A 13,248-nucleotide genomic window follows, 5' to 3' on the forward strand; every position below is an offset into this window, starting at 1 on the left:
GGACTCCCTCCGTGACACGGCCGGGGGCTCCCGACGAGCCCGCCGCCTGCCTTCGCGTGGCCGACCCGCGGCGTCACGCGTCATTGTGAACGCGTCCACGTTCACCAGTAGCAACGGGCGCGAGCGAGCGCCGGGTGCCTGCCTGGGCAGCCCCGGCCCTCGCGCACCGCACCCCTGGCACACCGAAGGGACTGACCGTGACCGACGTCGCGGTGCGGCCGGCGGAAAACCCCTCCGAGCCGGCTGAACGGGTCGGGGCGCGACCCGGCCGCGAGGACCGGATCTTCCGGGCCGCGCTCGTTCTGATCATCGCCGGGGCCGTGGCGGTGCGCTTCAGCGCACGCCAGCCGCTCTGGCTCGACGAGGCGCAGAGCGTGGCCATCGCCCGCCTCCCCCTGTCCGGCGCCGGCCCGACGATGTGGGACGGGCTGCTGGAGGACGGTTCGCCGCCGCTGTACTACATCCTCCTGCACGGGTGGGTGGGCCTGTTCGGCGACGGCGCGGGTGCGGTGCGGGCGATGTCCGCGGTGATCAACCTGCTCTCGGCGGTGCCGATCTTCCTCCTCGGGCGCCAGCTGGTCGGCGAGCGGGCCGCGAAGGTCGCGGTCGTGCTCTACCTGACCTCCCCGTTCGCGCTGTACTTCGGCACCGAGACCCGGATGTACAGCCTGATCGTGCTGCTCACGGCGCTGGGCGGGCTGGCTCTGGAACGGGTGCTGCGCGATCCCGCCGTGAAGAACATCGCGCTGCTCGCGCTGTGCGCGGGCTGTCTCGCGCTGACGCACTACTGGTGCCTCTACGTCCTGCTGACGGTCGGCGCGTGGCTCATCGGGCTGATCATCATCCGGCCCCGGATCGCCGCGGCGCAGGCCACCCGGCGCGCCCGCGCCGGGCGTGGCCGGGGTGGGCACCGCCCTGGCGCCGTACGCGCGCCGCGCCCCCCTGCGGCGGCCGCGCCGGCTGCCGTGCCCGGATGGCCGGCTGCGGGGAATCCGGCGCATGCGGCGGGGAACCCCGCACACACGGCGGCCGGGAGCATGCCGCACGCGGCCGGCGGCCTGGCGCCGGCGACCGCCGGGACGCAGCCGGCGGATCCGGCGGGTGGTGGTGCCCGCGCCGGCGCGAGCCCGGCCGAGCTGCTGGCCGACGCGGCCGGGGGTGCCACCCGCACCGTCCCGCAGTGGCACCGGCGTGGCCCGCTGGCCGGTGTGGTCGGGCTGATCGCCGGGGGCCTGGTGTTCGCGCCCTGGCTGTCGAACTTCTTCTCCCAGCTGGCCCACACCGGCACCCCCTGGGGGGAGCCGGCGAGCTTCGCCGCGGTCACCCACGCCTACGGGCAGTGGGCCGGCGGACCGACCACCCTCGGACGGCTGCTGCTGTTCATCGTGACCGGTCTGGTCGCCGCCGGTATCGCGGGACGTCCCCTCGGGGGCCGGTTCATGCTGCTCGACCTGAAGGGCCTCGAACCGGGCCGCACGCTGTTCTTCCTCGCCACCGGGACCCTGATCGTCGCGGTGGCGGCCGGCAAGGCGGTCGGCAACGCCTGGGCCGACCGCTACACGGCGACCGCGTTCGTCCCGTTCCTCCTCGTGGTCGGCCTCGGCGCCACGATGCTGGCGGACCGGCGGGTCTTCCGCGGCGTGGTCGTGCTCGCCGCGCTGATCGGCGTCGTCGCCGGGACGAGCGACGTCCGGCGGGAACGCAGCCAGGCCGGCGAGGCCGCCGCGGTCCTCACCCGGCTGTCCAAGCCCGGTGACGTCCTGCTGGTGTGCCCGGACCAGCTCGGGCCGGGTCTGGCCCGCACCGTGCCCTCCTGGCTCAAGGTCTACGTGGTCCCGACCTACGCACCGCCCGACCGGGTGAACTGGGTCGACTACGAGGAGCGGAACAAGAAGGCCAACGGCGTCGCGGTCGCCGAGCGTGCGCTGGCCGAGGCCGGATCACACACCGTGTTCATGGCCGGCTCCGGCGCGTACCGGACCTACGAGGAGCTCTGCACCCAGGTGCGCACGACGCTGCAGGAGCAGCGCCCGCTGGCCGACGAGGTGATGACGCAGGGCATTCCGGCCCGCGTGTACGAGAACTACGCCCTGCTGCGGTTCCGGGTGTCATGACCGCAGCGCGCCAGCCCGCGTACCCGGAGGCGCCACGGCAGCCTCCGGGTACGCGGGAGACGCCGCAGCCGCGACGGGAGAAGCCGGCCCGGGGCAGGCACGGGGTCAGCCGTGGTGACCGCACGTCGGCCGCACGGGCCCGGGCCTGGGCCCGCCGCTGGTATCTGCGGGACGTCCTCGTCGCCTGGGTAGCCGCACGGGTGGTCGTCGGCGCGGCGCTGGCGCTGACCCGGTTCATCGCGGACAGCGCCAGCGAGGACGGCGGCGTCACGCTTGAGACGACCGACCTGCTCGGCTGGGACGCCGGCTGGTACCTCACCATCGCCGAGCACGGCTACGACGGGGCCGGTGACGAGAGCCGGCGTTTCTTCCCCCTGCTCCCCCTGCTGGTCCGCCTGTTCACGGCCCTGCCCGGCGCGGGCGGCCACGCCGGGGCCGTGCTGCTCGTCCTGGTGAACCTCATCGCCGTCGCGTTCGCCCTGGTGCTGGTCGGCGTCGCGCGGGCCGAGGGTTTCGACGACGACACGACCCGCCGGGTCATCTGGATCGGGGCGCTGGCGCCGCCCGCCTTCGTGCTGGTGATGGGCTACGCCGAGGCGCTGGCGGGGCTGCTGGCCGCGGCGGTCCTGTTCGGGGCGCGGACCCGCCGCTGGGAGATCGCGATCGTCGCCGGGCTGCTCGGCGGCCTGTGCCGGCCGTTGGGCCTGCTGCTCGCCGTGCCGGTCGCGATCGAGGCGGCCCGCGGGCTGCGCCTCCCGCTGCTGGGCCGGCTGGGGCCTGCCGGAGCACCGGGCCCGCCCACCCCGCTGCTCCCACCCGGAGCGCCCGGAGCGCCCGACGCCTCCGCGCCGCCGACGACCGGCGGCGGGCAGGCTGGCGGCCGGCCTGCCGGTGGCGGCGGGCGTGAGCTGGCCGGCCGGCTCGGCGCGCTCGTCGCCCCGCTGGCCGGAGCCGGGATCTACCTGCTGTGGTCCGCGTCCGCCCACGGTGACGGGCTCGCCCCGCTGACGATGCAACGTGACGCGGCCCGGCACGGCAGCAGCGCCAACCCGCTTTCGACGATCATCGACGCGGCCCGCGGCGCGACCAGCGGCGAGCTGGGCACGGCCCTGCATGTGCCCTGGCTGGTGCTGGCCGTGCTCGCCCTGGTGGTCATGTTCCGCTGGCTGCCCGTGTCGTACCCGGTCTGGTCGACGCTCGTGCTGCTGGCGATCGTGACCGGCAGCAACCTCGACTCCTCCGAGCGCTACCTCTACGGCGCGTTCCCGTTCCTCCTCGTTGCCGCCCTGGCCACAGCCCGCCGCGAGGTGTGGACGTTCGTGATCACCGTCTCCGCCGCGGCGATGACCGTCTACGCGACCCTCGCGTTCACGCTCTCGTACGTGCCCTGACGTCCCCTGGCGGGCGTCGCCGCGCCCGGGCCGTCGTCTGACGGACCGGGCCGGCGTCGTTTTCTCGCGCCGTCGCCGCGCCACCGTTCGCCTCACCGGACTTCCGTGGCCTGGTCGTTCCGTGCTGGTCCGAAATTCCGCCGGGCAGGCCGGCCAATGTCGCCCGCGGCGTCCCATTGCCGCGCACTTCACCCCCGGCAACGCGGGATGTCGTTGTCCGGCGCCCCTGTCCGGTGCCCTGGCGGGGCGCCCCGCCGTCCCCGTCGACCGGGATCGGTGTGACTTTTCCCCACGGCACACCCGACAACGGCTTGTGCGCGATCGACCGCTACGACAAGGTTTCTTTCCAGGACACCGTGCGTTCATCAAGGTCCCCGGTGTCACGGTGACCGAACAGGTGCGCGCGAGACGCGCGCAGGCGGGTTGGGAGCCGGTGATCGAGCGGGCGTCCGTGCGCTCACCGGGCCGGCGAAACGGGAGGTGCAGGCACCTTGGTCGACAGGGAGCTCGAGTACCAGAAGCTGACGATGCCCCCGGGCACCGACCGGCGAACCGCGGTGGCGATCCTCACCCTGCACGCCGAGTTCGGGGACTGGGAGCTTGATCGCTCCCGTATCTACCCCGATGGGACCCGCCGAGTAGTGCTACGCCGACGGCGCCGGCCGGGCGGCTTGCCCGGTTATCTCCCCACCTGACCCGGCGGCCCGGTCACCGACCGCAGCGGGCCCACGCCACCGACAACCTGCCAAAGGTGAATTGGCACAGCACGGCAGATGTGACGTCCGACCCGCCGGGACGGACATCGCCGGGTGAGACGTGAGTATCGCCACGATCCCCGCTCCGATTCACGGCGGAAGATGGTGAGGCGGACGGACCGTGAACCACTCCGTCAGAGACCCATCGGCATGTGGGGAGCGATTGTGACCGCTACGAGCGACGGACACCAAAAGCACCGGGTCGTAGTCATCGGCTCGGGTTTCGGCGGGCTGTTCGCCACCCAGGCGCTGCGCCGCGAGCCCGTCGAGGTGACTGTCGTCGCAAAGACCACACATCACCTGTTCCAGCCACTGCTTTATCAGGTGGCGACGGGCATCCTGTCCGAGGGCGAGATCGCCCCGGCCACCCGCGAGGTGCTGCGCCGCCAGACGAACGCGCGGGTGATCATGGGTGAGGTCACCGAGATCGATCTCGCCGCGAAGACGGTGACGTCGAACCTGCTGGGGCGGTCGGACGTGCAGCCCTACGACAGCCTGATCGTCGCCGCCGGCGCGGGCCAGTCGTACTTCGGCAACGACCACTTCGCCGAGCACGCGCCCGGCATGAAGAGCATCGACGACGCGCTGGAGCTGCGCGGACGGATCTTCGGCGCCTTCGAGGTCGCCGAGACCGCCCCCAACCCGGAGGACGTCGCGCGCTACATGACCTTCGTGGTCGTCGGTGCCGGCCCGACCGGCGTCGAGATGGCCGGTCAGATCGCCGAGATGGCGCACCGCACGCTGCGCCACGACTTCCGGCGCATCGACACGACCAAGGCCCGGATCATCCTGCTCGACGCCGCCCCGACCGTGCTGGGGACGTTCGGCGAGAAGCTCGCCGCCAAGGCCACCGCCAAGCTGGAGAAGATCGGGGTCGAGATCCAGCTCGGTGCCCGGGTCATCAACGTCGATTCCCGTGGCATCGACGTCGAGGACTCCGACGGCAACCGGCGCCGGATCGAGTCGGTCTGCAAGATCTGGGCCGCCGGTGTCGCTGCCAGCCCGCTGGGCAAGCAGCTCGCCGAGCAGTCCGGCGCCGTGCTGGACCGGGCCGGCCGGATCCAGGTGCAGCCCGACCTGACCCTGCCCGGTCACCCCGAGGTCTTCGTCGTCGGCGACATGGCCACCCTCGACCGGCTGCCCGGTGTCGCCCAGGTCGCGATCCAGGGCGGCCAGTACGCCGCCAAGACGATCGCCACCCGGCTGCGCAGCGGCCCGCCGATGCGCAACTTCGAGTACAAGGACAAGGGCAGCATGGCCACGATCTCGCGCTTCAGCGCGGTGGCCAGCATCAAGGGCGTGCAGCTCAGCGGGTTCCTGGCCTGGCTGATGTGGCTCGCGGTGCACCTCGTCTACATCATCGGGTTCAAGCACCGGGTGACCACCCTGCTGCACTGGACGGTGAGCTTCATCGGCCGCGGCCGCTCGGAGCGCACGGTCACCCAGCAGCAGATCTTCGCCCGGTCGGCGCTGCAACGCCTCGGCGACGGGTTCTTCCCGACGCTGCCGGACGACTGGGCCTCCCGTGGCTCGTCGGCGGTGACCCGGCCGGCCGCGCAGCCGGGCGCGGTGCCCAAGGCCCGCAAGGCGACAGCCGAGCCGTCCCGGCTGACCCCGGACAGCCCGGCGACCGGTGGCACCGCCTCCGCCGGCACCGCCTGACCGACCGGGCACCGCACCGGCGAACCGGTGAGCCACCAGGCCGCCGAACGTCAGGCCGGCGAACGTCAGGCCGGAGAACTGCCAGGCCGGCGAGGCAGCGGAACAGAACAAACGATGAGCCCGTCCCGGGGATGCGCCCGGGACGGGCTCGTCTCGTTCCGTCCCGGCGTCAGGTGACGCCGGGACGGCGTCACGTCACGCGGTCAGGAAGCCGCGAGGAAACGGTCCAGCACCCGCACACCGAAGCGCAGCGACTCGACCGGAACCCGCTCGTCCACGCCGTGGAACATGCCGGCGAAGTCGAGGTCCGGCGGCAGCAGCAGCGGGGAGAAGCCGAAACAGCGGATGCCGAGCCGGGAGAACGACTTCGCGTCGGTCCCGCCGGAGAGCATGTAGGGCACCGCCCGGGCCGCCGGGTCCTCCGCACGCAGCGCGCCGGCCATCGCGTCCACCAGCGGGCCGTCGAAACCGGTTTCCACCGCCTGGTCGTTCACCACCCATTCACGGCGCACCTCGGGCCCGATCAGCTCGTCCACCTGGCGCAGGAACTCCTCCTCCTGCCCGGGCAGGTACCGACCGTCGACGTAGGCCGTGGCCTCGCCGGGAATCACGTTCACCTTGTGCCCGGCCACCAGCTGGGTCGGGTTCACGGTGTTGCGGATCGTCGCCCCGACCATCCGGGCGATCGGCCCCAGCTTCGCGATCGTGCTCTCGATGTCGCCCGCGTCGAGCTCGATGCCCAGCGCCTCCCCGAGCGAGTCGAGGAACACCCGCACGGTCGGCGTGACGACGATCGGGAACTGGTGCCGGCCGAGCCGGGCCACCGCCTCGCACAGCTTCGTCACCGCGTTGTCCTCGCTGAGCATGGACCCATGCCCGGCCCGGCCCGCCACGGTGAGCTTCATCCAGGCGATGCCCTTTTCCGCGGTCTCGATGAGATACAGCCGCAGGTCGTCCGAAACCGTGTAGGAGAAGCCGCCGACCTCGCTGATCGCCTCGGTGCAGTCGGCGAAATGGTCGGGATGGTTGTCCACCAGCCAGCGCGCCCCCAGCGTGCCGCCGGCCTCCTCGTCGGCAACAAAGGCCACGACAAGGTCACGCGGCGGCCGGCGGCCCGATCGGGCCAGGTCACGGACGACCGCCAGGGTCATCGCGTCCATGTCCTTCATGTCGATGGCGCCGCGGCCCCAGAGACATCCGTCCACCTCCTCCCCGGCGAACGGGTGCACGCGCCAGTCGGACGGATCCGCCGGCACCACGTCCAGATGGCCGTGGATCAGCAGCGGGGACCGGGTCGGGTCCGCGCCGGCCACCCGGGTCACCACGCTCGTCCGCCCCGGGGCGGACTCGAGCAGGACGGGCTCCAGCCCCACCTCGGCCAGCTTCTCGGCCACGTACTCGGCGATCGGCCGCTCGTGGCCCTCACCGTTCCCGCGGTTGACCGACTCGAAGCGCAGCATGTCCCGACACAGGTCCACGACCTCGGACTCGGCCGTGAGTGCCGGTCGGGCACCGGCTGGCCGCCCGGCGGGCGCGGCGGGCGCGGCGGCCGGTCTCTGCCTGACCGCCACAGGGTCCTCGGAGGGATCGTGGGACACGTTTGCCATGCCCCCAGTCTGCTCTTCCGGCCGTGCGTTCACCGGAGCAGGGACGTACCGTCGGGCCAAGCGTTCCACGCCGGTTTCCGGTAGGAGGACCCGCCATGACGTTGTACCGCTGCCCGCGCGAGGATCTCGGCTGCTCCGCCACCTTCCCCACCACCGGTGACCTCGACTATCACCTGCACCTCGCGCACTACTACGGACGTCTCGCGCGGTTCGGCGCGGCGCTGCCCCCCACAAGGGCGCTGCCCGGCGGGCCCAGGCCGGCGCGTCGGGTACCGGACGGGCTCGAAGGTGGCGCCGGCACGCCGACGACCGCGCAGTCCCGTCATGCCCGCGACGCCCGCCCCGTTGCAGCGGCAGGAGCAGGGGACCGGGCGGCGATCGACAGCGGCACCATCGGCGAGCGCCCGGCCATCGAGGCCGCGAACACGGGCGGCACGGACCGCCCACTGCGCCCCGCATCCGGCCCGGCCGAGGGCGTGGGCGTGGGCGAGGGCGTGGGCGTGGGCGTGGGCGAGGGCGTGGGCGTGGGCGTGGGCGACCGGAGCGTCAGCCACCGCGGCGGGGGCAACCGGGGCGGGGGCCGGACCGCCCGGTTCCCCCGCCGCCGACGCCCCGCGGAGCGCCGCGTGCGGGAGCTGACCGCGGCCACGGCGCCGGACAGCGAATCAGACGGCCGCAGGCGTCACTAGCCGTGCTGCTCGCACGTGCTGCTCGCGGCTCCCGGTGCAACTCGGCGCCGGGAGCGGGGCCGCTTCGCCGGGGTGCGCGGGTGGTCCGGCGCCAGGTTCGACCGGCCTGTGGCGGGCGGTCGGTTGCGCTGGCAGCGACACGCCGACCGGCCCCGTCACCGCGGGGTTCCGTCCGGCATTGTTCACGACAGCGGCGCATCCGGCCCGTTTCGCGGGACCGGGTCGGCCGGGCACGGTCACCGGCGGGCACAGGTCGCTCCACCAGAGCCCGTCGTCACCGCAGCGTCCCCCGGGAAGCCGGGAACTTCCCGGGGGAACACGGCGGAGGTCTCCCCCGCGAGCGAGATCTCCTGGCCTGTGCGGTAGAGAGGTCCGGCAGTCGTCGGATTCACCGATGGCGGAGACGGCTCGTAGGACGAGGCCGGCGTCGGCGACGCACTGAGCGGCCGAGTAAGGTCCTCTCTGCGAGCGGATGTCAGCACTTCGTCGACGTGCTGCTCGGGCCCGCCCAGTAAACGGTCGAGCTGGCCTCCCGGCCGGTGGTCCTACCCCGGGCCCGCAGGCCGATATGGATTCCCTGCTTCACCGGATAGTTGATACCTCGCTGGATCGATCCATCGTCGTGTGCGGTTTCCGAGATTGTTTCCGGGTCATTCGAGTCCGGGGCGATGGTCACCTCGACCGGTTCGTTGGCGCCGAATCCGGATCCGGCGTAGGTGAACCCGTACCCGTCGTTGTCGATGCGCACGCAATGGATCTCGGCCGGGCCGGAACCCGCGGATCCGTCCTGGATGAACTGGGCGTTCGCGGYGCGCTTCGACTGCTCACCGGTCGCCACGACGTGGATCGTTCCCGTGTTCGCGATATGCGGCTCGTTCGTGAACGTGAACGTGAAGGCACCCTGGTCGTCCGCCACCGCGGCGTCACCGGAGGCGCCACCGGCCGGCAGGAAGAAGTCGAGGCGGACCTTCTCTCCCGGCGCGAAGCCCGAGCCGGTGATCGGGCAGGTGGCCCCGAGTGAGTTCTCGGGAGCGCATCCGGCGACGATCCTCGCCTCGGCGGGCGGATCCTGCCCGCCCCCGCCGCCACCGCCGCCGCCGCCCGTGGAGAGCAGAGCATCCCGGGTCTGCCCGCCCACGACGCCGTCGGCGGTCAGCCCGTTCTTCGCCTGGAAGTCGATCACATTCGCCTTCGTGCCGGAGCCGAACTGGCCGTCCAGCCCCTGGTCCGGGTACCCGTTGTCACGCAGCGCCTGCTGCAGGGCCGCCACGCAGTCCGTACCGTCGACCGGGTCCTGGTCCCCCGGATGCAGGGTCGGGCAGCCGGCGAGGCCGGGCTGGGCCGACCCTCCGCCTGGCGGGTCGCCACCCGGTGGGTCCTCGCCACCGCCCGGTACGCAGGCGATCGCCACCACCGAGGCGATCGCCAGCGCGAGGCCGGTGGCCGCCAGTCTGCGCAGGCCCGACGCCACCGCATTCCGCCGCTTCATGTCGTCTCCCCCACCGCCGCGGGAGGTCAGTAGTGGTAGATCGGCAGCTGGAACACGTTTCCGGCCGGGGCGTGCCCCAGCGTGCCGTTGCCCCGGCAGACGCCCCGGTCCGGCGCGTAACCGTCGAAGTACATCGCGCTGCATTTGGTGCAGAAGCGCCACCGCGACTGGCGGTCCCGCGGCACCGGGTTCACGTCGTGCGGCACGAGGAACTGCACGAACGGGACCGTCGTCTTGTGGACCGCGCCGGCCCGGCCAGGACAGCTTCCACCGAAATCCTTGTAGTACAGCACCGCGCAGTAGGAGCAACGCAGCCACGCGCTCTGCTTATGCGGCGTCTCACCAGCATGGGGCCCGTAGTCCTTCGTGTAGTCCAGACGGAAGTTCCAGCCGACCAGCCAGTGCGTCCGGCTGCCGAGCGAGCACCGGTTCTTCGCGTCCCCGAGCCGAACGAGGCAGTAACACTGGCCGCAGAACCGCCAGTCGGTCTGGGACCAGTTCACGGTCAGCATCGCGTCGGCCGTCCCGGCCGTGGCGACGCTCAGGGCGACGGAGCCGGCCCCGAGACCGGCGGCGAGAAGTGCGCGGCGCGACGGGCTGTTCGAGGAATCGTCCATGACTGCTCCACTGTTCACCGGCAGGTGCGCCGGGATTTCCCGGCGCCTCCATCGTGCTGAGCACGGATGGCGCTGCCATCCGTGCCGTCACCTGCCTTTGCGGTGCAGCCCTAGGTGCCAGCACCGATGCGGCGCCGCCACCGGGCGGTCACGATCGGCACCGTGAAGACCCGCCGCTGTCGGAGCGCCGGCGGAACCGGGAGCCGCCGGGAACCGGGAGCCGCCGCCCGACCCCGGTCAGCCCGCGCCCGCGCGGAGGTAGATCAGCACCGCCATGACCCGGCGGTTGTGCTCCTCGTCGTCGTGCAGCCCCAGCTTGTCGAAGATGCTCCGGATGTGCGCTTCCACGGTGCGTCGGCTGATCTGGAGATCCAGGCTGACGGCGGCGTTCGACCTCCCCTGCGCGACCCGTTCGAGCACCTTCCGCTCGGCGTCGGTCAGCGCGCCGAGGCCGGTCCGCCGTCGCGTCGCCCCCAGCATGATCTCCACGATGTCGCGGTCGAAGGCGCAGCCACCGCCGGCCACCCGCCGTACCGCGTCGAGGAAGTCGTCCTCACCGGACCGTGCCTTGAGCAGGTAGCCGATGCCATGCCTGCGGTCACCGATCAGGCGGTCGACGTGTGCGGTCGCGAGATGCTCCGACACGACGAGAACGGCGAGACCCGGCTGGGACCGCCGGAGGTCGATCGCGGCCTCGAGCCCGTCGAGCCGCCCGCCCGGTGGCATCCGGATGTCCACGATCGCCAGGTCGGGCCGCCGCGCGGACACCGCCGCGCGCAGCGCGTCCGCGTCGCCCACCTCCTCGACCACCGTGAAGCCCTCGGCCGTCAGCAACCGCGCGAGACCCGAACGCCACATCGGATGATCGTCGGCGAGCACCACCCGCGACCGAGCATCCCGAACACCACTCGCAGCTGCGGCCGGCACGGCGTCGCACGGCGTCACCGTGGTGCGACCGGCAGCGTCATCCGCACAACCGTCCCCTCTCCAGGTGGGCTTTCCAGCTCGAACTCTCCGCCCAGGGCGTCGATCCGGTCCCGGATGCCGACCAGCCCCGTACCGCTGTCCGGCCCGTCGTCGCACACCGCCCCGCCGACCCCGTCGTCGATGACCGCCAGTCGTAACTCGGTGACGCGGCCAGCGAGATCCTGATCATCTTCGGTGGGGTCGACAGCAACCGGCTCGGTGCTGTACTCCACCTCGATGGTGATCGACGAGGCGTGCGCGTGCTTCTGCGCGTTCGTGATCGACTCGGAGACGACGAAGTAGGCGGCCGTCGCGACGAGCGGTGGCAGGCTGGGGACGGGGCGGCCCGAAAGCCGGATCGGGAACGGGCTGCGCCCGATCAGCTCCTCCAGCGGCGTCCGCAGGTCTCCGTCCGCCGCGGGATGGATTCCCCGCGCGAGCAGCCGCATCCGGGCGGACGCCTCTTCGACGTATGCCGCGCACCGGGCCAGGATCGGCGCGAGCTCCTCGTCCGGCTCGGGGCGCCGGCGGAGGATGCCTCGGGCCATGTTCAGTTCGAGCGCGGTGGCGACCACGGGCTGCTGCGCGCCGTCGTGCAGGTTGCGCTCCAGCTCGCGGCGGGCCTGGTCCTCGGCCGCGACGAGGCGCGCCCGGGACGCCTGCACGTCGATCAGCTGGGCCCGGACCTCGGCCGCGAGGCGCTGGTTGTCCAGCTCCAGCGCGGCGGCCGAACCCACTGCCGCGAGCCGGTGCGGATCCTCCCGCAGCGCCGGGTGGTGCAGGAGGATCGCCACCGCGCGCCCGTCGCGCTCGACCGGAGTCGCCACCTGCCCCGATGCCGGGCGCAGCGGCCGCCCGGCCGCGTCCACATATCCGCCGTGGTCGGGCCGGTGGAAGCCGACCCGCAGCGACGGGTCCCGCAGAGCCTTGGCCAGCAGGGCCTGCAGTTCGTCCGGGGACGACCCCGGCAGCCGCACGAGAAGATCGACCACGCCGCGGCGCCCCAGCCGCACCCGCAGCACACCCATCAGGAAGGCGATCGGCAGGGCCACCATCGACCCATGCGACAGCTGGCCCAGGAGCAGGCGCAGCCATCCACCGTGCGGGCTCGCCGCCCGCAGCGCGCTGACCACGGCGCCCAGCAGGCCTACCGCGAGAACGGGAGCGAGCCGCTCACGAGCCGCCGGATTACCGGCCGCCGCACGCCAGTGGGCGACGAGCACCACGACGACCGCGACACCCATCGCGCCCTGCACCACGTCATACCCGGCACCGAAACCGCGGAACGAGTGGATGAGCAGCAGGTTCGTCACGGACGAGTCGTCGAACACGCTGGCGGCCGGCACCACCGCGAACACGATGACGTAGGCGGCGATTACCAGACGGCGTTCCCAGACCGAGCGGTACTCTCCGTCCGGATACGCCACGACGAGGTGCGTGAGAAATCCACCGGACGCCGCCCGGGTGAAAAGCCCGACGGTATGCAGCAGCGGATCGCCGGAAATCTGCACGTCCTCGGCGAACCAGCCGATGCCCACGAGCATCATGAGGAGGCCGACCGCATTGCGGGGCGCCCGCCGACGGGCGACGGCACCGGTGGCCAAATAGGTGAATCCGACCAGGCCGGAGAACACGGTGCCGGTGGAGCCGTCATATCGGTCCGGGCTGGTCAGGATCAGAACGGTCGCTCCGAATGCTCCGCCGAGGACCGCCAGCAGCGCGACCTCGCCGGCGCGGTCCTGTTCTCCCCCGCCGGCAGCGGTGACGCGTGACACCGCCGAGGCAAACGATGCCCGCACCCGCCCCCCAAGCGACGCGACCCGACCGACGCCCTGCCGCTACCGGCTCCGGAACACCGATACCGGCCCACCGGCAAGTCTGGCATCGACGGGTCCGGATTGTTCGGGGGGTCGGTGGCGCGACATCTCCGTCGGGGCCCCTGGCGTCAGGTCCCCTGG

Annotated in this window: 10 protein-coding genes; 5 read left to right on the forward strand and 5 right to left on the reverse strand. The window is 72.6% G+C overall.

The annotated features are described in order from the left end of the window. Nucleotides 1–197: 197 nt before the first annotated feature. The 4 genes from CcI49_RS22860 (at nt 198) to CcI49_RS22875 (ending at nt 5,922) form a co-directional block, all read left to right on the forward strand. Nucleotides 198–2,114 carry a glycosyltransferase family 39 protein gene (locus tag CcI49_RS22860; RefSeq protein WP_076829407.1) on the forward strand — a complete coding sequence of 639 codons (1,917 nt, stop codon included), beginning with the start codon at nt 198–200 and terminating at the stop codon, nt 2,112–2,114. Further along, complete coding sequence (locus CcI49_RS22865; RefSeq protein WP_083749661.1) at nt 2,111–3,505, forward strand: mannosyltransferase family protein; 1,395 nt, start codon at nt 2,111–2,113, stop codon at nt 3,503–3,505. Before CcI49_RS22860 ends, CcI49_RS22865 begins: the two co-directional genes overlap by 4 nt. 491 nt (nt 3,506–3,996) lie before the next feature. Continuing rightward, the gene (locus tag CcI49_RS22870) at nt 3,997–4,200 is read left to right on the forward strand and encodes a DUF5703 family protein (RefSeq protein WP_054566111.1); all 204 of its coding nucleotides are present in this window, start codon (nt 3,997–3,999) and stop codon (nt 4,198–4,200) included. Nucleotides 4,201–4,410: 210 nt separating this feature from the next. Next, the gene (locus tag CcI49_RS22875; RefSeq protein WP_054566110.1) at nt 4,411–5,922 is read left to right on the forward strand and encodes an NAD(P)/FAD-dependent oxidoreductase; all 1,512 of its coding nucleotides are present in this window, start codon (nt 4,411–4,413) and stop codon (nt 5,920–5,922) included. A 203-nt stretch (nt 5,923–6,125) separates the two neighbouring features. Here CcI49_RS22875 and CcI49_RS22880 read toward each other — a convergent pair whose 3' ends face one another. Beyond that, on the reverse strand, nt 6,126–7,529 hold the full coding sequence (locus CcI49_RS22880) for a M20/M25/M40 family metallo-hydrolase (protein WP_116437470.1): 1,404 nt from the start codon (nt 7,527–7,529) through the stop codon (nt 6,126–6,128). Nucleotides 7,530–7,624: 95 nt separating this feature from the next. Here CcI49_RS22880 and CcI49_RS42140 point away from each other — a divergent pair, with 95 nt between their 5' ends. Then, nucleotides 7,625–8,218, forward strand: coding sequence for a hypothetical protein (locus tag CcI49_RS42140; RefSeq protein WP_076829164.1), 594 nt, complete (start codon nt 7,625–7,627; stop codon nt 8,216–8,218). A gap of 475 nt (nt 8,219–8,693) precedes the next feature. Here CcI49_RS42140 and CcI49_RS22890 read toward each other — a convergent pair whose 3' ends face one another. The 4 genes from CcI49_RS22890 to CcI49_RS22905 all read right to left on the reverse strand — a co-directional run bounded on the left by CcI49_RS22890 (nt 8,694) and on the right by CcI49_RS22905 (nt 13,065). Beyond that, nucleotides 8,694–9,707: a peptidoglycan-binding domain-containing protein gene (locus tag CcI49_RS22890; RefSeq protein WP_076829166.1), complete on the reverse strand. Its 1,014-nt coding sequence runs from the start codon at nt 9,705–9,707 to the stop codon at nt 8,694–8,696. Nucleotides 9,708–9,733: 26 nt separating this feature from the next. Then, nucleotides 9,734–10,324, reverse strand: a complete 591-nt coding sequence (locus CcI49_RS22895; RefSeq protein ID WP_076829167.1) for a hypothetical protein — start codon at nt 10,322–10,324, stop codon at nt 9,734–9,736. Nucleotides 10,325–10,561: 237 nt separating this feature from the next. Continuing rightward, complete coding sequence (locus CcI49_RS22900; protein ID WP_241840196.1) at nt 10,562–11,206, reverse strand: response regulator transcription factor; 645 nt, start codon at nt 11,204–11,206, stop codon at nt 10,562–10,564. 59 nt (nt 11,207–11,265) lie between these two features. Beyond that, nucleotides 11,266–13,065: an ATP-binding protein gene (locus CcI49_RS22905; protein WP_198955602.1), complete on the reverse strand. Its 1,800-nt coding sequence runs from the start codon at nt 13,063–13,065 to the stop codon at nt 11,266–11,268. Nucleotides 13,066–13,248 lie beyond the last annotated feature (183 nt).

It is taken from the genome of Frankia sp. CcI49 (genome assembly GCF_001983215.1).
GTDB lineage: Bacteria > Actinomycetota > Actinomycetes > Frankiales > Frankiaceae > Parafrankia > Parafrankia irregularis.